The organism is Streptomyces sp. NPDC096323 (genome assembly GCF_040302845.1).
Lineage (GTDB): Bacteria > Actinomycetota > Actinomycetes > Streptomycetales > Streptomycetaceae > Streptomyces.
This window is the reverse complement of sequence record NZ_JBEOSI010000003.1, coordinates 1-20,502: the sequence shown is the minus strand read 5'-3', so window position 1 is coordinate 20,502 and position 20,502 is coordinate 1. Positions and strand designations below refer to the sequence as shown.

Genomic DNA, 20,502 nt, shown 5'->3' with positions numbered 1-20,502 from the left:
CCGTCTTCCGGGGCACAAGAGGTCAGCCGTTGTGATTGCCGCTCTTGCCGGGGCACAGTAGCGCCCCACGAGGTGATTGCCTCATACAACCGGCCCGGACGGACGGAACCCCACGCGTGACGGAGCACCCCACCTCACACGAAGGCCGGCAGCCTCTCGCCGCCCGGTCGCAGGAACGCACCCGGCCGCGGCAGCGCGACGCCGCGTCGGCGGCGGCCCCTGCCACCGCGGCGATCCCGGCCCCGGCCAAGGGCCCCGCCCCGGCCACGGCCGGTACGGGCCCGCCGGCCGGCCCCGACCCGCAGGCCGTGGCCCGTCGCGAGGGCGACCGGCTGCGCTTCGTGGGGGCCGCGACCCGGCGGATCGCCCGCGGGATAGACCTGGACGAGATCGTGCTGGGGCTGTGCCGGGCCAGTGTGCCGACGTTCTCCGACGCCATACTCGTCTACCTCCGTGATCCGCTGCCGGTCGGTGACGAGCGGCCCGTCAACCCGTTCGTACTGCGGCTGCGCCGCTCGGACCGGCTGCGGCTGAGCGACGAGGACACCGACAACCTCTCGGAGAGCGAGCGGCTGCGGCTGCCCGCCGTCGACCCGCAGGCCGACCTGACGCCCGCCGCCGAACTCTGCGAGGTCCTGGCGGGCGGCGCGCTGGCCGAGGTGCTGCGCGGGGTGCGGCCGGTGTTCGGCGACTCCGCCGCGGCCCGGGTCGCGCTGCCCGAGCTGCTCGGCGCCGACCGCGTCGTGCCGTCCGGCCACCGGGCGATCCTGGCCCCGCTGCGCGGCCGGCGCCGGGTGATCGGCGCGGCGGTCTTCCTGCGCGGCACCGAGCGCCCGCCCTTCGAGGCGAACGACCTGCTGGTCGCGGCCCAGCTGGCGACGCACACCGCGCTCGGCATCGACAAGGCCGTGCTCTACGGCCGCGAGGCGTACATCGCCGACGAGCTCCAGCGCACCATGCTTCCCGACTCGCTCCCCCAGCCCACCGGGGTCCGGCTCGCCTCCCGCTACCTCCCCGCCGCCGAGACGGCCCGGGTCGGCGGCGACTGGTACGACGCGATCCCGCTGCCCGGCAGCCGGGTCGCCCTGGTCGTCGGCGACGTCATGGGCCACTCCATGACCTCCGCGGCGATCATGGGCCAGCTGCGCACCACCGCCCAGACCCTGGCCGGGCTCGACCTGCCCCCGCAGGAGGTCCTGCACCACCTCGACGAACAGGCCCAGCGGCTCGGCAGCGACCGCATGGCGACCTGCCTCTACGCGGTGTACGACCCCGTCGCGCACCGCATCACCATCGCCAACGCCGGCCACCCGCCGCCCGTCCTGCTCCACCTCGGCGGCCGGGCCGAGGTGCTGAAGGTGCCGCCGGGCGCCCCGATCGGCGTCGGCGGAGTGGACTTCGAGGCCGTCGAGCTGGACGCGCCCGCGGGCGCCACCCTGCTCCTCTACACCGACGGACTGGTCGAGTCGCGGCTGCGGGACGTCTGGACGGGCATCGAGCAGCTGCGTGAGCGGCTCGCCGCCACGGCCCGGCTGACCGGCCCGGACCATTCGCCGCCGCTGGAGGCCCTCTGCGACGACGTGCTGGACATGCTGGGCCCGGGGGACCGGGACGACGACATCGCGCTGCTCGCCGCCCGCTTCGACGGGATCGCGCCGAGCGATGTGGCGTACTGGTTCCTGGAACCGGAGGACTCCGCCCCGGGCCGGGCCCGCAGGCTGGCCCGCCGGGCGCTCAGCCGGTGGGGGCTCGACGACATCGCGGACTCGGTGGAGCTCCTGGTCAGCGAGGTGGTGACCAATGCGGTGCGGTATGCGGAGCGGCCGGTGACGCTGCGGCTGCTGCGGACGGACATCCTGCGCTGCGAGGTCGGCGACGACTCCCCGCAGCTGCCCCGGCAGCGCCGGGCGCGGGACATGGACGAGGGCGGCCGCGGGCTGTTCCTGGTGAACCGGCTGGCCCGGCGGTGGGGCGCGACACGTCTGTCGACCGGCAAGGTGGTCTGGTTCGAGATGCCGCCCCGGGGGCAGTGACGGAGGCGGTGACCGGTACCGGTCTCCGGAGGACGGGAACGGGCGGTGTGCGAGGGACTTTCCCCTCACACACCGCCCGTTCCCGCTTCGTGACGGTGACGCGTCAGCGCGTGAGCGCGTTCTCGTTGTCCGGCCGGTTGTCGCCGCCGGGATCGAGCGGGAGGTCGGCAGTGTCCGACGGGCCCGGCTCGGTCGACGGGCCGGTGGGCGGCTTGGTCGTCGGGTCCGTGGTGGGACTGGCGGGCGGCGAGCTCTCCGGCGGCTTGGACGTCGTGGGCGGCTCGGTCGTGGGCGCCGGGGTGGTCGGCTCGTGGGAGGGCGAGGCCTCTTCGGAGGGCGACGTGGTGGCGCTCGGCGAGCTGGTGTCCGGCGGCGGGGCGACCGCGGCGCCCATGTCGGTGTCGAGCACGAACTCGCTCGGTTCGCCCATGGCCTTCGCGGTGAAGTCCGCCCATATCTCGGCGGGGAAACCGCCGCCGTTGACCCGGCCGCCGCCACCGGCGCCCTTCAGGGTCACCTGCGCGCCCTTCTGGACCTTCTTGCCGTCGTCGTCGGTACGGGGGTAGGCGGCTTCGCCGAACAGGCCCACCGAGGTGACGAGATCGGGGGTGTAGCCGGTGAACCAGGCCGACTTGTTGTCGTCCGACGTACCGGTCTTGCCCGCGATCTCCTGGTCGGCCAGGCCCTCGGCGTTACGCACCGAGCCGTGGGCCGTACCGTCGTCGACCACACCCGTCAGCACGGAGGTCACGGAGTCCGCGGCCTGGCGGCTGATCACCTGGTCGCCGATCGCGTCGGGCATCCTCACCGGGTCCTCGCCCTGGTGCACGGCCGACTTGATGATCTGCGGGGTGACCTTCTTGCCGTGGTTGTCGAGCGTGGCGTAGATGCCGGCCATCGCCATCGGGCTCGCGCCCATGGAGCCGAGCGTCTGCGCGGGCACGGCCTCCAGGCCCTCCACGTTCATGCCGAGCTTGCCGGCGGTCTGCATCACCTTGTCCATGCCGACGTCCACGCCCATCTGCGCGAAGACGGAGTTGATGGACTTGTTCATCGCCGTCTGTACGGTGACCGAGCCGTAGTCCTGGTCGTCCTCGTTCTCCGGCGCGAAGGCGACGTCGCTGCCCTCGACGGGGCGCTTGCTGGTGCCGTCGTAGCGGGTGTTCGCGGTGATCTCCTGGCCGTCCTGCGTCACCGACTCCTGGTCGAGGGCGGCTGCGAGGATGACCGGCTTGAAGGTGGAGGCGGGCTGGTAGTCGGCGCGGGTGGCGTTCGACGTCCAGTGCTCGTTCTGGCCGCGTCCTCCGTACAGCGCGAGCACCGCGCCGGTCTTCGGGTCCACCGAGACGGCGCCGGCCTGGATGTCCTGGTCGAGCTTGCGCTTCTTGGTGTCCAGGTCGTCGATCAGCTTCGTCTCGACCGACTTCTCCAGCTGCTGCTGCTTCTTCTTGTCGATGTTGACGGTGATCGTCCAGCCGCCGAGGTCGAACTGGTCGGCGCTGAGGCCCGTCTCCTTCAGCACCGCCTTGCGGGCCGCTTCGACTATGTACCCCTTCTGTCCCGCGGCCCCGTTCAGCGGCTTGGGGTCCTGGGGTATCGGGAACTTCAGGCCCTGGCGCTTGCCGGCGTCCAGCCAGTTCTCCTCGACCATGTTGTTCAGCACGTAGTTCCAGCGCTCCTGGACGAGCGCCTTCCCCTTCGGGCCGGCGACGGCCCAGTCGTACTGGCTGGGCGCCTGGAGCAGGGCGGCGAGGTAGGCGCCCTGGGCGACGTTCAGCTCCTCGGCGTCCTTGCCGTAGTACGCCTGTGCCGCGGCCTGGATGCCGTAGGCGCCCCGGCCGTAGTAGCTGGTGTTGATGTACCCGGCGAGGATGGTCTCCTTGCTCCGCTTCTGGTCCACCTTCAGCGAGATGACCAGCTCTTTGAGCTTGCGGGTGACCGTCTGGTCCTGGTCGAGGTAGTAGTTCTTGACGTACTGCTGGGTGATGGTCGAGCCACCCTGCTTGCCCTTGCCGGAAACGGTGTTCAGCAGGCCGCGCGCGGTGCCCTTGAAGTCGACGCCCTTGTCCTGGTAGAAGGACTTGTTCTCGGCGGCGACGAAGGTCATCTGGACCTCCTTCGGCACCTGCGCGAGGTCCACGATCTCCCGGTTGACCTCACCGGTCCTCGCCAGCAGGGTCCCGTCGGAGTACTTGTAGATGTTGCTCTGCAGCTTGGCCTGGGCGTTGCCCTCGGGCACGTCCACGAGCATGTAGAGCACGGCGAAGCCGCCCATGCCCAGCAGGCAGACGGTGAAGGTCGCGCCCAGTAGTTTCCGCCAGGTGAAGAGTCTGCGTATGCCGCCGCTCTTCCCGGCCCGCCGCGACCCGCGCTGCTGAGCTCGTCGCGCATCCGCTCGACCCATTGCTGTGTTGCTCCCGTTTCTCTGCTCGACCGGATCAGCTCGGACCTGCCAGCTAACACCGTTGGCAAGGGCAAAAAGCGAGCGATCCCGCATTTTCCGGACGTGACAATCAGCACCCGTTCCCAAAGGAACCGACTCCCGAGAGGTGCGCAGGGTTGCGAGATCCGTTAATGTGTAATCACATTGCTAGCTAACAGCTAGCCGGTGAAAACAGGGGGATTCCATGACCGACCCACTCAACCCGCCCGCGTCCGCCGGATCACAGGCCGACCTCGCACCGGACGCGCCCGAGATGCCGGAACCGCAGGTCCGCGAGACGAAGGCGCACAGCATCCCCGGCGGCCTCGGCCTCCTGCTGACCGTGATCGGGGTGATCATCGGCATCGGCGCCGCCATCCTCGGCGGCGTCATCGGGTCGAACGGGAACAACGGCCTCGGCATCCCGGTCTGCGTCCTGGGCGTGCTGCTCACCCTCGCCTCGTTCTTCTGCATGGGCGGTGTGAAGATGGTCGCACCGGGCGAGGCGAGGGTGATCCAGCTCTTCGGCCGGTACGTGGGCACGATCCGCGACGACGGCCTGCGCTGGATCAACCCGCTGACCTCCAGCCGCAAGATCTCCACCCGGGTCCGCAACCACGAGACCGCTGTCCTCAAGGTCAACGACGCCTACGGCAACCCGATCGAGCTCGCCGCGATCGTCGTCTGGAAGGTGGAGGACACCGCACAGGCCCTCTTCGAGGTCGACGACTTCCTGGAGTTCGTCGCCACCCAGACCGAGTCGGCGGTCCGGCACATCGCGATCGAGTACCCGTACGACGCCCACGAGGAGGGCGGACTCTCGCTCCGGGGCAACGCCGAGGAGATCACCGAGAAGCTCGCCGTGGAGCTGACGGCACGGGTCCGGGCAGCGGGTGTGCGGATCATCGAGTCCCGCTTCAGCCACCTCGCGTACGCCCCCGAGATCGCCTCCGCGATGCTCCAGCGCCAGCAGGCGGGAGCCGTGGTCGCGGCCCGGCAGCAGATCGTCGAGGGCGCGGTCGGCATGGTCGAGATGGCCCTGACCCGGATCGCCGAACAGGACATCGTCGAGCTCGACTCGGAGCGCAAGGCCGCCATGGTCAGCAACCTGATGGTGGTGCTGTGCGGCGACCGGGCCGCACAGCCGGTCCTCAACACGGGCACGCTCTACCAGTGACGGACGAAACCCCGCGGCGCCGCGCGCCGCAGTCCGGGCCGCAGCAGCGCAAGCAGATGCTGCTGCGGCTGGACCCCGCCGTGTACGACGCGCTGGCGCGCTGGGCGTCGGACGAGTTGCGCAGCGCGAACGCGCAGATCGAGTTCCTGCTGCGAAGAGCGCTCTCCGAGGCGGGCCGGCTGCCCGGCGGCGCGGCACCGATCCCCCGCCGCGGGCGCCCGCCGAAGGCGCCGGACCCGGAGTGATCCGGCGGCCCGCAGCCCCTGCGGGCCGCCCCCGCCGACGGGTATACACAGTAGGTATACACACCGTGTAGAGTCACCGCCATGTCTATCGGCCACACCCTGCTCGGGCTCCTGGAGTCCGGTCCCCGCCACGGCTACGACCTCAAGCGGACCTTCGACGAGAAGTTCGGGCACGACCGCCCGCTGCACTACGGACAGGTCTACTCGACGATGTCCCGCCTCCTCAAGAACGGCCTCGTCGAGGTCGACGGCGTGGAGACCGACGGCGGCCCCGAGCGCAAGCGCTACGCCATCACCGACGCGGGCATCACCGACGTCGCCACCTGGCTCGCGCAGCCCGAGAAGCCGGAACCGTACCTCCAGTCGACCCTGTACACCAAGGTCGTCCTGGCCATACTCACCGGCCGCAACGCCGCCGACGTCCTCGACGCCCAGCGCTCCGAGCACCTGCGCATGATGCGCGTCCTCACCGACCGCAAGCGCCAGGGGGATCTCGCCGACCAGCTGATCTGCGACCACGCGCTCTTCCACCTCGAAGCCGATCTGCGTTGGCTGGAACTCACCGCCGCGCGACTCGGCCGGCTCGCCGAGGTGGTGGCCCCGTGATCCCCGCCGGCTCCCTGCTCAGCGCCCAGGACCTGCACAAGACATACGGATCGACCCCCGCGCTCGACGGCGCCTCGTTCTCCGTCCACCCCGGCGAGGTCGTCGCCGTGATGGGCCCCTCCGGCTCCGGCAAATCCACCCTGCTGCACTGCCTGGCCGGGATCATCACCCCGGACTCCGGCACCATCACCTACGCCGGCCGCGAGCTCTCCGCGATGTCCGACGCCGAACGCAGCGCCCTGCGCCGCAGCGACTTCGGCTTCGTGTTCCAGTTCGGCCAGCTCGTCCCCGAACTGACCTGCGTGGAGAACGTCGCCCTCCCCATGCGGCTCAACGGCACCCGCCGCAAGGCAGCCGAGCGCGCCGCCCTGGAGTGGATGGAACGCCTGGAGGTCGAGGACATCGGCGCCAAGCGCCCCGGCGAGGTGTCCGGAGGCCAGGGCCAGCGCGTCGCCGTGGCCCGCGCCCTCGCCGCGTCCCCGAAGGTGATCTTCGCCGACGAGCCGACCGGCGCCCTGGACTCCCTCAACGGCGAGCGCGTCATGCGGCTGCTCACCGAAGCGGCCCGCTCCGCCAACGTCGCCGTGGTGCTCGTGACCCACGAGGCCCGCGTCGCCGCCTACTCCGACCGCGACATCACCGTCCGCGACGGCCGGGCCCGCGACCTGGAGCACGCCGGATGACCCTGCTCGACGCCAAAAGGCCCCCGGCCGGCCCCGTACTCCCTCCCGAACCACCGTCCCGCGCCGCCTCCTGGCTCCGCGACCTCTCGCTCGGCATCCGGTTCGCCGCCGCCGGCGGCCGCGAGGGCTGGATCCGTACCCTGCTCACCGCCGTCGGCGTGGGCCTCGGCGTGGCCCTCCTGCTCACCGCGGCCTCCGTCCCGCACATGCTCGACGAGCGGTCCGCCCGCGACCAGGCCCGCTCCGAGACCAAGATCTCGGAATCCCCCGACGCCTCCGCGAAGAAGTCGGACAGCACGGTCCTGCGGATAGAGGCGAGCACCGAATACCACGAACGCTCCATCACCGGCTTCCTGATGCGCGCCGACGGCGCCCACCCGGCCGTCCCCCCGGGCCTCGACGCCCTCCCCGCCCCCGGCGAGATGGTGGTCTCCCCCGCACTCCGCACACTCCTCGACTCCCCCGACAACAAGCTGCTCAAGGAGCGGCTGCCGTACAAGGTGACCGGCACGATCGCGGACGAGGGGCTGCGCTCGCCCGGCGAGCTCTGGTTCTACGCCGGCAGCGACACCCTGACCAGCGCGTCGGGTGGTCACCGCATCGCCGGATACGGCGAGCCCGGGCCGAGCGATCCCCTGCCGCCGATCCTCATCGTGCTGACCATCATGGTCTGCGTCGTACTGCTGGCGCCCGTGGCCATCTTCATCGCCACCGCCGTACGCTTCGGCGGCGACCGGCGCGACCGCCGGCTCGCCGCACTGCGCCTGGTCGGCGCCGACATCCGGATGACCCGCCGGATCGCGGCCGGTGAGGCACTCTTCGGCTCGCTACTCGGCCTCGCCATCGGACTGGCCCTGTTCCTGCTGGGGCGTCAGTTCGTCGGGCACATCGAGGTGTGGGACGTCAGCGCCTTCCCCTCCGACCTGGCCCCCGACACCCTGCTGTCCGTACTGATCGCCTTCGCCGTCCCGCTCACCTCGGTCCTCGTCACCCTGGTGGCCATGCGGTCCGTGGTCATCGAACCGCTCGGAGTCGTACGCGACAGCCGCGCCCGCAAGCGGCGCCTCTGGTGGCGGCTCCTGCTGCCCGTCGCCGGGCTCGCGGTCTTCGGACTCACCGGCAGGATCGACGAGTACAGCGTCGTCAACCCGTACCCCGTCGCCGGAGGCGCGGTGCTGGTCCTCGGCGGACTGGCCCTGCTCCTGCCCTGGCTCGTCGAGGCCTGCGTCAAGCGGCTGCGCGGCGGCCCGGTCCCCTGGCAGCTGGCCACCCGCCGGCTCCAGCTGAGCAGCGGGGCCGCATCCCGCGCGGTCAGCGGCGTCACCGTCGCCGTGGCCGGAGCGGTGGCCCTGCAGATGCTGTTCGCCGCGATGAACGACGACTTCAACAGGATCACCGGCCAGGACCCCTCCCGGGCCCAGATCTACGCCGCATCCGAGATCGTCACCGGCGACGCCGCCCTGCGCACGATCGAGGAGTTCCGCGCCACCAAGGGCGTCACCCAGGTCATCGGCACCGTCGAGGCGTACGCCACCAAGCCGGGGACGTACACGGGCGACGAGATCCAGCCCACCACTTCGTTCACCATCGGCGACTGCGCGACCCTGCGCGAACTCGCCCGGATCACCTCCTGCCGCGACGGCGACACCTTCGTCGTCCACCCCAAGGACAAGGGGCAGGCCGGCTGGGTCGACCAGACCGCCCGCAAGGGCAAGGTGATCGAGTTCGACACCTACAACCGGCGCAAGCCCCCGCTGCGCTGGACGCTGCCGGCCGGCGCCCGGACCGTCGGGAGCCGGACCGACCCGCTCGGCGAGGACCGCTGGGGGATCATGGTCACGCCCGGAGCGATCGACGCGCGCACCCTGCCATCAGCCCAGACCATCGCACAGATCCGCTACGACGAACACGTCCCGGACGCCGCCGAACACGTACGCAACACAGCGGCACGGCTCGACCCGGGCATGCGCGTGGCCGAACTCAACTCGGTCGAACGCGACCGGCAGTACGCCAGCATCCAGACCGGCCTCCAGGTCGGCGCGACCGCCATCCTGCTGCTCATCGCCGCCTCCATGCTGGTCTCCCAGCTGGAGCAGCTGCGCGAACGCAAGCGGCTGCTGTCGGTCCTCGTCGCCTTCGGCACCCGCCGGGTCACCCTCGGCTGGTCGGTGCTCTGGCAGACCGCGATCCCCGTGGTCATCGGACTCGCGGTGGCGGTGGCCGGCGGTCTCGCCCTCGGAGCCACCCTGTGCTGGATGGTCGGCAAGGAGGTGTCCGGCTGGTTCCTGTTCCTGCCCCTGGCAGGCGCCGGTGCAGGCCTCATCCTGCTGGTCACCCTGCTCTCGCTGCCCGTGCTCTGGCGCCTGATGCGCCCCGACGGACTCCGCGCCGAATAGCACCCCGACGGCCGGCCGGACCCCTGACTCAGGACCGGCCGGCCGTCGCCACGCGCACCGGCAGGGCCCCCATCGCCCCGCGCAGCGCCGCCGCGAACTCCTCGAACTCCTCGTACCTGGCCGCCCCCGTCCGCATCCCCAGCGCCACCCGCCGCGCGGGGGCCGGGTCCGCGAAGTACCCGGTGGTCAGCGCCTCGTTGCGGGCGGTCTCCACCGTCACCGCGGTCCGCGGCAACAGCGTCACCCCGAGCCCTCCGGCCACCAGTTGCACCAGCGTGGAGAGCCCGGCCGCGGTCGTGGTCACCGGCGCGCCCTCCGTACGCCCCGCCTCACGGCAGATGTCGAGCGCCTGGTCGCGCAGGCAGTGCCCCTCGTCGAGCAGCAGCAACGGCAGCTCCCGCAGCGCCTCGCGCGGAATGTCCTGCCGCCCGCCGAGCCAGTGGTCGCGCTCCATGACCAGCACGAAGTCCTCGTCGAACAGCGGGAGTTCCGTCACCCCCGGCACCCCGAGCGGCACGGCGAGCAGCAGCAGATCCAGCCGCCCCGCGGCCAGCCCCTCCAGCAGCGAGGACGTCTGTTCCTCGTGCACCTGGAGATCGAGGTCCGGGTAGCGCTCATGGACCAGCCGCAGCACGGCCGGCAGCAGATACGGGGCGACGGTCGGGATCACCCCGAGCCGCAGCACCCCGGTGAACGGTGCCCGCACCGCCTCGGCCTCCTCCATCAGCTCGCCGACGGCCTGGAGGACGGCCCGCGCCCGCACGGCGAGCCGCTCCCCGGCGGGCGAGAGCAGCACCTTGCGCGTCGTACGCTCGATGAGCTGGACACCCAGTGCCTCCTCCAGTGCGGACACGGCCCCGGAGAGCGCGGGCTGACTCATCCCGATTGCGGCCGCGGCGTCCCGGAAGTGGAGATACTCCGCCACGGCGGCGAAGGCGCGCAGCTGCGAGAGGCTGGGCTGTTTGGGCCGGATGCCCTGATTACTCTGGGCCACTGATAGGCACCTCCGATCATCACGACCGAGTGTAGCTATTTCCGCGATCAATGCACTCTGTGCCAAGGTGGACATCGTCCAACCCCCAGGAACTCCCCCAAAAAGGGAATTCCTACGCTGCAAGGAGAGCGCGTGCTCACTGTCGGTGACAAGTTCCCCGAGTTCGACCTGACCGCTTGTGTTTCGCTGGAGAGCGGCAAGGAGTTCGAGCAGATCAACCACAAGACCTACGAGGGTCAGTGGAAAATCGTGTTCGCGTGGCCCAAGGACTTCACCTTCGTGTGCCCCACCGAGATCGCCGCGTTCGGCAAGCTGAACGACGAGTTCGCCGACCGCGACGCGCAGATCCTCGGCTTCTCCGGTGACTCCGAGTTCGTGCACCACGCCTGGCGCAAGGACCACCCGGACCTGACCGACCTGCCCTTCCCGATGCTCGCCGACTCCAAGCACGAGCTCATGCGTGACCTCGGCATCGAGGGCGAGGACGGCTTCGCGCAGCGTGCCGTCTTCATCGTCGACCAGAACAACGAGATCCAGTTCACGATGGTGACCGCCGGTTCCGTGGGCCGTAACCCCAAGGAGGTCCTGCGGGTCCTCGACGCCCTGCAGACCGACGAGCTGTGCCCGTGCAACTGGACCAAGGGCGAGAACACCCTGGACCCGGTCGCGCTCCTCTCGGGCGAGTGAGCTGACACCGACATGGCACTCGACGAACTGAAGGCCGCCGTTCCGGACTTCGCCAAGGACCTGAAGCTGAACCTCGGCTCGGTCATCGGCAACAGCGAGCTCCCGCAGCAGCAGCTGTGGGGCACCGTCCTCGCCTGCGCGATCGCCTCGCGCTCGCCGAAGGTGCTGCGCGAGCTGGAGCCGGAGGCGAAGGCCAACCTCTCCGCGGAGGCGTACACCGCCGCGAAGTCGGCCGCCGCCATCATGGCGATGAACAACGTGTTCTACCGGACCCGGCACCTGCTGTCGGACCCCGAGTACGGGAACCTGCGGGCCGGCCTGCGGATGAACGTGATCGGCAAGCCGGGCGTGGAGAAGGTCGACTTCGAGCTGTGGTCGCTCGCCGTCTCCGCGATCAACGGCTGCGGCCAGTGCCTGGACTCCCACGAGCAGGTGCTGCGCAAGGCCGGCGTGGACCGTGAGACCATTCAGGAAGCCGTCAAGATCGCCTCGGTGATCCAGGCGGTGGGTGTGACCCTCGAAGCCGAGGCAGTCCTCGCCGAGTCCGAGTAGCACCCGCAGTACCCCCTCATACGAGAAGGGCCCCCGGACGACCGACCGTCCGGGGGCCCTTCTTATCGCGTTCGCGTCCTACGTGTCCGCCGGGAGCGCCTTCGGGACGGCAGCGGCCGGTTCCTCGTCGCTGCCGTCGTCGATCTTCTCCGGCGGCGAGCCGGGCGCCGTCCTGGCCGCCGCGTCCAGTGAGGTCGAGCCGTGCGGGGGCGGCGAATGGCGGCGGGACTCCTCCTGCCCGTACGCCCGCAGATAGCCGACCACCGTATTGGTCACCGCGACCAGCGGCACGGCGACGACGGCGCCCCCGATGCCGGCGATCATGCCGCCCGCGGCGACCGAGAGCACCACGGCCAGCGGGTGCACGCGCACCGCCCGGCCCAGGATGAACGGCTGCAGGATGTGGCCCTCGATCTGCTGCACGGCGAGCACCACGGCCAGCACCATCAGGGCCGTGAACACGCCCTGGGTGACGAGGGCGACGACGACCGCCAGCGCTCCGGAGACCACCGCCCCGACGAGCGGGATGAACGCGAACAGGAAGATGAAGACGGCCAGTGGCACCGCCATCGGCACATCGAGGAAGAAGATCCCGAGGCCGATGAAGATGGCGTCGATCAGGGCGACTATCACCGTGCCGCGTACATAGGCGGTCAGCGTCCGCCACGCGCGCGGACCGGCACCGGCGACGCCCGGCCGGGCCTGGGCGGGGACGAGCCTGAGCACCCAGTGCCAGATGCGCTTGCCGTCGTACAGCAGGAAGAGCGTGGAGAACATCGCCAGCAGCATCCCGGTGAGGAGCTCCACCATCACGGTGACGCCCTGCAGTCCGGCGGAGGTGATCGCCTCGGTGTTGGTGCCGACGGTGTCGCTGAGGTTCTTCGCTATGTCGTTGATCTGTTTGTCGGTCACATGGAACGGGCTGTCGAGCAGCCAGTTCTTCAGGTCGTCGATCCCCGTCCGCACCTTGTCGGAGAGGGTGTCGATGTTGTCCATGACCTGCCAGACCACGAACCAGCCGACCAGGCCCATGATGACGAAGCCCAGGATGGCCGTGACCGCCGTGGCCAGTCCGCGCGGCAGCCCGTACCGCCTCAGCCGGGCCACGGTCGGCTGGAGCAGCGCGGTGACGAGCAGCGCGCCGACGAACGCCAGCACCACCAGCTGCACCGCGCTGATGACGCGCATGAGCACCCAGAGGGTACCGGCGAGCACGAGCAGCCGCCAGCCCGCCTCGGCGGCGACCCGCATCCCCCAGGGAATGGCGGCGACGGGATCGGGGCGTGCGGAGACGGCGGGGGCGTACGCGGGCGGCGCCGGCACATGGTCGGCCTCGGCCGCCCTGCCGTCGCCGCCGGTCCCCCGGACGGGTGTGACCGCAGCGACCGCGGGCTCCGTGTGCGGGGCCTCGTCCTCGGCCGCCGCTTCGGCCCGACGTTCGTCCAGGCGTTCACCCAGCCTGGTCAGTTCGCCACCCAGTTGTCCGAGCCACCCCGGCAGTTTCGACATGACGTTTCCTCTACCCCCGTCCGCTCTCCCCACCGCTCCCCCCGGGGAAACGGTTCCGCCCGACCGTACACGCGCGAAGCCCCTCACCGTAGGACGGTGAGGGGCTTCGCGAGGTTGAGACCTGAACCCCGAAAGGTTCCAGGGTCTAGTACCAGTGGTTCGCCTGCCAGAAGGACCAGGCACCGCACGGGCTGCCGTAACGGCTGTCCATGTAGTTGAGGCCCCACTTGATCTGGGTGGCCGGGTTGGTCTGCCAGTCGGCGCCGGCGGAGGCCATCTTGGAGCCGGGCAGCGCCTGGACGAGGCCGTAGGCGCCGGAGGACGGGTTGCTCGCCCGGTAGTTCCAGCTCGACTCGTGGTTCACGATGTTGCTGAAGCACTGGAACTGGTCGCCGGGGATCATCTGGCGGGCCATCGCCTGGACTTCGGCCACGCTGTACGAGCTCTGCGTCGCGAACGCCGTGGCGCTGCGGACCTCGGACCGGCTGGCGCGCTCGGCGCGGTCCGCCTTCTCCTGGCGCTCCCTCTCCAGCCTGTCCTCGGCCGCCGCCTTCTTGGACTTGGCGTCCTTGGCGGCCTGCACACGGGCTGATTCCTCGGCGGACTTCTTCGCCGCCGCGTCGGCCGCGGACGCCTGGGCGTCGGCCTGCTGCGTCAGCGATGCGGTCTGCACCTGGGCCTGCTGGCCCGCGGGGATGTCTGCGAGCAGCGTGGTGTCGGCTGCGGTCGCCTCGAAGTTGTTGTCGTCGGCAGCGGGAGTGCTGCCCGATGCAACGCCTACGACGGCGCCAACGGTGGTTACGGCTGTGGCTGATGCCACGGCGAACCCCCGGACCGAGATCCGGCTCACACGGTGTCCTTCCAGCATCGCCCGCTTAGGTGACCTCGCGGGCGCAATCGTGCCCCTGACACTGGCCTCCCTACTGCTTGGGTCACGGGAGGCACGGGCCCGGTGGGCACTCCCCGGAGGGAGCGCCGCGTGGTGCTCGCGGGCGGCATACGGGCGGCGGTTGTTGAGTTGTGTGGTGCGTGGCGCCTCTGGAGGTGCCGGTGTGCCGTATGCGGGGCCTGACGGAAGCAAGACTCTGCCGGAACGTGCCGCCGGGAAGCAATTCTCTGCTGAGTGTGAAAGCTCACACCTCGTTTGGAGCACTTGAATTGCGGAAATGGTGCCGCAACACGATGCCGCCCGGCTAAGCTCCTTCGCTCGCCGGGCGGCATCAACTGTCCCAAGCCGTATCAGATCTGACCTTCCTCCAACATTTCGGTCACCAGTGCGGCGATACGGGAACGCTCCGAACGCGTGAGCGTCACATGCGCGAAGAGGGGGTGACCCTTCAGCTTCTCGACCACGGCGACCACTCCGTCGTACCGGCCGACCCGGAGGTTGTCCCGCTGGGCCACGTCATGCGTGAGCACCACCCGGGAATTGGCCCCGATCCGGGACAACACGGTCAGCAGGACGTTCCGTTCCAGCGACTGGGCCTCGTCGACGATCACGAAGGCGTCGTGCAGGGACCGGCCCCTGATGTGGGTGAGCGGCAGGACTTCCAGCATGCCGCGCCCGAGCACCTCCTCGATCACCTCGCGGCCGGAGACGGCCGAGAGCGTGTCGAAGACGGCCTGGGCCCAGGGGCTCATCTTCTCGGCCTCGCTGCCGGGGAGATAGCCGAGCTCCTGCCCGCCCACCGCGTACAGCGGACGGAAGACCATCACCTTCTTGTGCTGTCCGCGCTCCAGCACCGCTTCGAGGCCCGCGCAGAGCGCCAGCGCCGACTTGCCGGTGCCGGCCCGGCCGCCCAGGGACACGATGCCGACGTCCTGGTCCAGAAGCAGATCGAGGGCGACGCGCTGTTCGGCGCTGCGGCCGTGGATGCCGAAGGCCTCCCGGTCGCCGCGGACGAGCCGGACGTTGCCCTCGGCTGTCACCCGGCCGAGCGCCTTGCCCCGATCGGACTGGAGGACCAGGCCGGTGTGCACGGGCATGTCGGCTGCCTCGGGGACGTACAGCGTCTCCTCGGTGAAGAGCAGGTCCACCTGCTCGGCGGAGAGGGACAGTTCTGACATCCCTGTCCAGCCGGAGTCGGTGGCGGCGAGTTCCGCCCGGTACTCCTCGGCGAGGAGGCCGACGGACGAGGCCTTGATGCGCAGCGGCAGGTCCTTAGAGACGACCGTGACGTCGTACCCCTCGGCCTGGAGATTGCGTGCGACCGCGAGAATCCGTGAGTCGTTGTCCCCCAACCGGTAGCCGGCGGGAAGGACGCCGGGATCGGAGTGGTTGAGTTCGACACGGAGCGTCCCGCCCAGATCCCCGAGGGGGATCGGGGCGTCCAGCCGGCCGTACCGGACCCGGAAGTCGTCCAGCAGGCGCAGGGCCTGGCGGGCGAAGTACCCGAGTTCGGGGTGGTGGCGTTTGGCCTCCAGTTCCGTGACCACGACGATCGGGAGCACGACCTCGTGCTCGTCGAAGCGGGCCATGGCGTTCGGATCGGCCAGCAGGACGCTGGTGTCGAGAACATAGGTGCGCCTGTCGGGCATGCGGCGCTTTGTGCTGGTCACCACGGAAGGACGTACCCCCTCGGAAGAGGTTGGGGTGCGACGGCGTCGCGGAGCATCCCAAAGGGAGAGGACGGGCCGGGCTCCGGCCACCTTGCGCGGGCCGTGCGCCGGCCCTTCGCGTCGGCCGCACTGTATGTACGGTCCTTCGTGTGCAAAGGGCCTCCCGGGCGAGCGGACTCCATGCCGCTCACTTGGACACGACGTCCGCCTGGTTGGTGACCGGACGTCGACCTGTCAGGGGTATGCCCTCGAACGCGCCAACCCATGCCGACCTGGCCGGTTCCGCCCTGGTCACTTCGTGACCCGGGCGCTTCCTGGTGAGGCCGTCCGCCGCCGTGGTGGCGGTGGCTCAGCCGCCGTAGCGGCGGTGGCGGGCCGCGTAGTCGCGCAGCGCCCGCAGGAAGTCGACGCGGCGGAACGCCGGCCAGAAGACCTCGCAGAAGTAGTACTCGGAATGGGCGCTCTGCCACAGCATGAAGCCCGACAGGCGCTGCTCGCCGCTGGTGCGGATCACGAGGTCGGGGTCCGGCTGTCCCCGGGTGTAGAGGTGCTCGGAGATCAGGTCGGTGGAGACGATCTCCGCCAGGTCCTCGAAGGAGGTGCCCTTCTCGGAGTGGTCGAGCAGCAGGGAGCGCACCGCGTCGGCGATCTCCTGGCGTCCGCCGTATCCGACGGCGACGTTCACGAGTATTCCGTCGACGCCCACCGTGGCCTGTTCGGCCTCCTTGAGAACCGTCTGGGTGTGCGCGGGCAGCAGGTCGAGCGTGCCGACGTGGTGGACGCGCCAGCGCCCGTCCGCGACCAGATCGCGCACGGTGTTCTCGATGATGCCGAGGAGCGGGATGAGCTCGGACTCGGGCCGGTCGAAGTTGTCGGTGGAGAGCATCCAGAGCGTGACGACTTCGACGTCCGTCTCGCTGCACCAGCCGAGCAGTTCCTTGATCTTGTCCGCACCGGCCTGGTGTCCCTGCGCGGCGGTGCCGCCGGACGCCTTCGCCCAGCGCCGGTTTCCGTCGAGGATGACACCGATGTGCTTGGGCACCTGGGCGTGATCGAGGCGGGCCTCCACCCGGCGCGCGTAGAGCCCGTACACCAGGTCGCGCAAGTTCACTGAGTCCACCTCTCGGTTCCGTGCGGGCACGCCCGCCCCTATGCCCGGGGTCCGGGGTCGTCCACCTGGGGATCGCCGCACCGGAAGGGGGCGATCGCCCCGCCGTGCCGTGCGGTCCCGAAGCCGCCACATTACTGCGCGGGCGGCGCACCGGCCCAACCCGGCCTGTCACAAGTCGGTGATAACCGGCTTGTCGTACCTACATGACAACCGGTCCGTCGTACGTAGATGAGGGGCCCGGGTGCCACGCGGGGCGAGTCCCTCCATCCGGGACTGCTCACGGACGGGGGCGGCGGGTGCCGGGGCACAAAAAAACGGGCCGGTCCGTGGGGGGGGGTTACGGACCGGCCCGAGGGGGGGTTTCCACCATAACCCTTCGTAAGTGATGCTGCGTGCCACGCCACGAAATAATTACTCTCCGAATGTGCGGGACTCCGGCCCGGACACGGAATCCGGCCCTCCGCAGGGCCTGGAGCTGCGCGGATGTCCGGTGGCGCCGTGTTGACGCCTCAGGCGCCCGCAGGACGTACACAGGATGTGCACATTCCGGTCGCGCGCCAGCGGGTGAGAGGGACGCTGCGGCGTGGCGCCCTGCTGTCAGGTCGCCGCCGCCGCGCCCCGGTGGCCGCGGGTGAACCGGATGCCCACGGTGTCGCCGCCGGTCACCACGAAGCGGCCGCCCTCGCAGCGGATGACGGCCTCGTCCACCTCGCCGCGCTCGTCCCGGCGCTCCTCGGTGCGCAGGACCGTCCAGCCGCCGTCGGGCGGCTGCGGCAGCCGCGCCATCGCGGCGTACTCCCACTGGGCGGCCGGCACGCACCAGTCGGGAAGGCGCGGCCACGTACCGGCACCGACGTGCAGGCTGCCGTCGGACGCGCAGGTCAAAAGCACGGACTGGCCGTCGGCCAGCAGGAAGGCAACGGCCTCCGGCTCTCCCATGCGGCCTTCGGGCCGGTAGAAGATGCCGAGGACGCCGACGATCCGGGCACCTGCGAGCCATTCGGCGTTCCCCTGCCGCGGGCCGCGCGCCGCTTCTTCGTCGTTGCCGACCCTCATGGCCTGCTCCCTCCCGTGCGCTGAGCACCCAGGGTGCCATCCTTCGGGCGTGGGAAGGGCGTTCGGGCTCAGCCGGGTTTGCGGGCCTCGACCAGGAAGCGGGTGGTGTGGGCGACGAACGGCCCCTCGGTCTCCATCCGGTGGTGCAGGGCGGCGAGTTGGTCCCGGTACGCCTCGACGGTGAAGCCGGGCACCATCCAGATCACCTTGCGCAGGAAGTAGACGACGGCGCCGATGTCGAGGAACTCGGTCCGCAGCCGCTCCATCCGCAGGTCGACGACGTCGAGACCGGCCGCCCGGGCCGCGGCGCGAGCCTGCTCCGGGTCGCGTCCGGCGCGCACCTCCGGCGGCTGGGGGCCGAGGAAGTACTCGACGAGTTCGAAGACGCTCGCGGGGCCGACCTGTTGCGAGAAGTACGTGCCGCCGGGGGCCAGGACCCGGGCGATCTCCTCCCACCACGTGGTCACGGGTTGACGGCTGACGACCAGGTCGAAGGCCGCGTCGCCGAAGGGGAGCGGCGGCTTGTCCTCGTCCGCGACGACCACGGCTCCCAGCGGGTGCAACAGGGCGGTGGCGCGGGCGATGTTCGGCGGCCAGCCCTCGGTGGCCACGGTCAGCGGCGGCAGCTTCGGCGCGGAGGCGAGGACCTCGCCGCCCCCGGTCTGGATGTCCAGCGCCGCCTTCGCCCTGCCGAGGCGCTCCCCCATGGCGCGGGCGTATCCCCAGGACGGGCGCTCCTCGGTGGCCCGGCCCTCCAGCCAGGAGAAGTCCCATCCGGCCACGGAGACGGCGTCGGCCTCGGCGACGAGGGCATCGAAGCGGGCACGTTCGGTGACAGCCGGGGTTGCGGCTCCGGTTGCTCCTCGCGCGTCATCGGGGGTTGCGGTCATACGGGGATGGTCGCAGCCGGTGCCGTCGGGCGCGAGCGCATTTCCGGCGCGCCCGGCGGGGTCAGGCAGCCAGGGCGCCGAACAGGATTCCCAGCAGCGCGCCGGCGAGCATGAACGGGCCGAAGGGAATGCCGGTCTTGCGCCCCGCCCGCCGCGTCAGCACCAGCCCGAGTCCGTACACCGCACCGAACAGGAACCCGGCGAACCCGCCCGCGAACACGACGGCCCAGCCGTACCAGCCGAGGGCCACGCCCAGCGAGAGGGCGAGCTTGACGTCGCCGAAGCCCATGCCGTTCGGGTTGATCAGGAAGAGCAGGAGGTAGAAGGCGCCGAGGACGGCTCCGCCGAGGAGGGCGGACAGCCAGGCGCCACCGTGCTCCGGCACCAGGGCGGCGAGGCCGAGGAGTACGACGGCCGCCGCAGCGGCCGGCAGGGTCAGCTGGTCGGGGAGCCGGTGGACCCTGCGGTCGATGGTCGCGAGGAGTACGCCGACGGGGGCGAGGAGCAGCCAGACGGCGAGCTCGGGCCGCGTACCGGTGGCCGCGGCGAGGGCGGCGCAGCCGAGGACGGTGACGACGGGGGCGGCGATGTGCGGGGCGTAGCGGGGGCCGTTCCCGCGCGGGGCGGCGGGGCTCTCGCCCTCGTCCGCGTCGCCCGCCGGCTCCCGTTCGGCGTCGTCGGCTGCCCCCCGCTCTGCGTCGCCCGACGGCTGCTGCTGTCCGGCGGCCGTCCGTACGGCGATGGCGGCGCCCACCTCGGCGCAGGTCGTGCAGCGCGTGGAGCCGAACCAGCCGCGGGCGGGCCCGGTGAGGGCGTGGCCGGCGGGGCAGGCGTCGCGCCACGCGTCGTCCGGTTCGACGGAGAACCGGTAGGCGGCGCGCGGGACCAGCAGTCCGGTCGCGGCTCCCCAGAGGGCGGCGACCCCGATCAGGATGGCGTACACGTCATCGACCCTAGGCGGCCCCCGCGCGCCGGTCATGGGTCCGGGGGCCCACTGCACGCCGTTACGGGCCCAGAGCTCGCCACCTGCCGCTACCGTCATGGCCATGGCTCGATGGCGCAATGGAACAGGAACGCTGACGATCACGGACCGGGACGGGGAGCGGGAGACCGAGGTGCCGCTGCGGATCGCGGCCTCGTACCGTCACCGGAGCCGTGGGCTGCTCGGTCAGGACGGGGTCGACGGGGCGCTGATGATCACCCCGTGCGGGAGTGTGCACTCCTTCCGGATGCGGTTCACGATCGATGTGGCGTATCTGGACCGGAAGTTCAACGTGGTGGCGGTGCACACGATGAAGCCGGGGCGGCTGGGACTGCCGCGGCTGCGGGCCCGGCACGTGATCGAGTCGGAGGCCGGCGCGATGGCGAAGTGGGGCCTGCGGCCCGGCATGCAGGTGCGGATCGCGCAGACCGGCTGAGGGCCGGTCTCGGTGACGTTTGTCGGCTGCGGGGGAGTTGGGGCCTGGGGCCCATGACGGTGGGCCCGAGGCGCCCGTAGGGTCGAAAGCATGTCATCCATGGGGGAGTTGCGTCGTCGGTGCCGTCGGTGGGCGCGGGGTTCCGTGCCGCGTACGGGTGTGCG

At 70.9% G+C, this 20,502-nt stretch carries 18 protein-coding genes; 9 read left to right on the top strand and 9 right to left on the bottom strand.

What is annotated here, in order from left to right; genetic code table 11:
* The first annotated feature begins 116 nt into the window (after positions 1–116).
* The gene (locus ABTX18_RS07910) at positions 117–2,033 is read left to right on the top strand and encodes a SpoIIE family protein phosphatase (protein WP_352121891.1); all 1,917 of its coding nucleotides are present in this window, start codon (positions 117–119) and stop codon (positions 2,031–2,033) included.
* 103 nt (positions 2,034–2,136) lie between these two features.
* Here ABTX18_RS07910 and ABTX18_RS07905 read toward each other — a convergent pair whose 3' ends face one another.
* Positions 2,137–4,437: a transglycosylase domain-containing protein gene (locus tag ABTX18_RS07905; RefSeq protein WP_352121890.1), complete on the bottom strand. Its 2,301-nt coding sequence runs from the start codon at positions 4,435–4,437 to the stop codon at positions 2,137–2,139.
* A gap of 223 nt (positions 4,438–4,660) precedes the next feature.
* On the opposite strand from ABTX18_RS07905, the gene ABTX18_RS07900 reads away from it, so the two are divergent.
* The 5 genes from ABTX18_RS07900 to ABTX18_RS07880 all read left to right on the top strand — a co-directional run bounded on the left by ABTX18_RS07900 (position 4,661) and on the right by ABTX18_RS07880 (position 9,562).
* Positions 4,661–5,632, top strand: coding sequence for an SPFH domain-containing protein (locus tag ABTX18_RS07900; RefSeq protein ID WP_352121889.1), 972 nt, complete (start codon positions 4,661–4,663; stop codon positions 5,630–5,632).
* Between the two features lie 56 nt (positions 5,633–5,688).
* A complete protein-coding gene (locus ABTX18_RS07895; protein ID WP_503061120.1) occupies positions 5,689–5,877 on the top strand; it encodes a type II toxin-antitoxin system antitoxin in 189 nt (62 codons plus the stop codon).
* Between the two features lie 81 nt (positions 5,878–5,958).
* Positions 5,959–6,483 carry a PadR family transcriptional regulator gene (locus tag ABTX18_RS07890; protein WP_352121887.1) on the top strand — a complete coding sequence of 175 codons (525 nt, stop codon included), beginning with the start codon at positions 5,959–5,961 and terminating at the stop codon, positions 6,481–6,483.
* Complete coding sequence (locus ABTX18_RS07885) at positions 6,480–7,166, top strand: ABC transporter ATP-binding protein (RefSeq protein ID WP_352121886.1); 687 nt, start codon at positions 6,480–6,482, stop codon at positions 7,164–7,166. The genes ABTX18_RS07890 and ABTX18_RS07885 overlap by 4 nt, the downstream gene beginning before the upstream one ends.
* The gene (locus tag ABTX18_RS07880) at positions 7,163–9,562 is read left to right on the top strand and encodes an ABC transporter permease (RefSeq protein ID WP_352121885.1); all 2,400 of its coding nucleotides are present in this window, start codon (positions 7,163–7,165) and stop codon (positions 9,560–9,562) included. The genes ABTX18_RS07885 and ABTX18_RS07880 overlap by 4 nt, the downstream gene beginning before the upstream one ends.
* 28 nt (positions 9,563–9,590) lie before the next feature.
* On the opposite strand, the gene ABTX18_RS07875 is transcribed toward ABTX18_RS07880, so the two are convergent.
* Positions 9,591–10,556, bottom strand: a complete 966-nt coding sequence (locus ABTX18_RS07875; RefSeq protein ID WP_352121884.1) for a hydrogen peroxide-inducible genes activator — start codon at positions 10,554–10,556, stop codon at positions 9,591–9,593.
* A 132-nt stretch (positions 10,557–10,688) separates the two neighbouring features.
* On the opposite strand from ABTX18_RS07875, the gene ABTX18_RS07870 reads away from it, so the two are divergent.
* The gene (locus tag ABTX18_RS07870) at positions 10,689–11,243 is read left to right on the top strand and encodes a peroxiredoxin (protein ID WP_018100933.1); all 555 of its coding nucleotides are present in this window, start codon (positions 10,689–10,691) and stop codon (positions 11,241–11,243) included.
* Between the two features lie 12 nt (positions 11,244–11,255).
* A complete protein-coding gene (locus ABTX18_RS07865) occupies positions 11,256–11,795 on the top strand; it encodes an alkyl hydroperoxide reductase (RefSeq protein WP_352121883.1) in 540 nt (179 codons plus the stop codon).
* Positions 11,796–11,873: 78 nt separating this feature from the next.
* Here ABTX18_RS07865 and ABTX18_RS07860 read toward each other — a convergent pair whose 3' ends face one another.
* From ABTX18_RS07860 to ABTX18_RS07830, 7 genes are all read right to left on the bottom strand, one after another.
* Positions 11,874–13,304: an AI-2E family transporter gene (locus ABTX18_RS07860; protein ID WP_352121882.1), complete on the bottom strand. Its 1,431-nt coding sequence runs from the start codon at positions 13,302–13,304 to the stop codon at positions 11,874–11,876.
* Between the two features lie 145 nt (positions 13,305–13,449).
* On the bottom strand, positions 13,450–14,154 hold the full coding sequence (locus ABTX18_RS07855) for an aggregation-promoting factor C-terminal-like domain-containing protein (RefSeq protein WP_352121881.1): 705 nt from the start codon (positions 14,152–14,154) through the stop codon (positions 13,450–13,452).
* A gap of 389 nt (positions 14,155–14,543) precedes the next feature.
* A complete protein-coding gene (gene phoH2, locus ABTX18_RS07850) occupies positions 14,544–15,866 on the bottom strand; it encodes an RNA 5'-3' helicase PhoH2 (protein ID WP_352121880.1) in 1,323 nt (440 codons plus the stop codon).
* A gap of 346 nt (positions 15,867–16,212) precedes the next feature.
* Positions 16,213–16,974 carry an isoprenyl transferase gene (locus ABTX18_RS07845; RefSeq protein WP_148020469.1) on the bottom strand — a complete coding sequence of 254 codons (762 nt, stop codon included), beginning with the start codon at positions 16,972–16,974 and terminating at the stop codon, positions 16,213–16,215.
* Between the two features lie 597 nt (positions 16,975–17,571).
* The gene (locus ABTX18_RS07840) at positions 17,572–18,030 is read right to left on the bottom strand and encodes a hypothetical protein (RefSeq protein WP_352121879.1); all 459 of its coding nucleotides are present in this window, start codon (positions 18,028–18,030) and stop codon (positions 17,572–17,574) included.
* Positions 18,031–18,098: 68 nt separating this feature from the next.
* Positions 18,099–18,920 carry a class I SAM-dependent methyltransferase gene (locus ABTX18_RS07835; protein WP_352121878.1) on the bottom strand — a complete coding sequence of 274 codons (822 nt, stop codon included), beginning with the start codon at positions 18,918–18,920 and terminating at the stop codon, positions 18,099–18,101.
* Between the two features lie 61 nt (positions 18,921–18,981).
* The gene (locus tag ABTX18_RS07830) at positions 18,982–19,863 is read right to left on the bottom strand and encodes a prepilin peptidase (RefSeq protein WP_352121877.1); all 882 of its coding nucleotides are present in this window, start codon (positions 19,861–19,863) and stop codon (positions 18,982–18,984) included.
* A 103-nt stretch (positions 19,864–19,966) separates the two neighbouring features.
* Between ABTX18_RS07830 and ABTX18_RS07825 the strand changes: the two genes are divergently transcribed.
* On the top strand, positions 19,967–20,338 hold the full coding sequence (locus tag ABTX18_RS07825; RefSeq protein ID WP_352121876.1) for a DUF192 domain-containing protein: 372 nt from the start codon (positions 19,967–19,969) through the stop codon (positions 20,336–20,338).
* Positions 20,339–20,502: the final 164 nt, after the last annotated feature.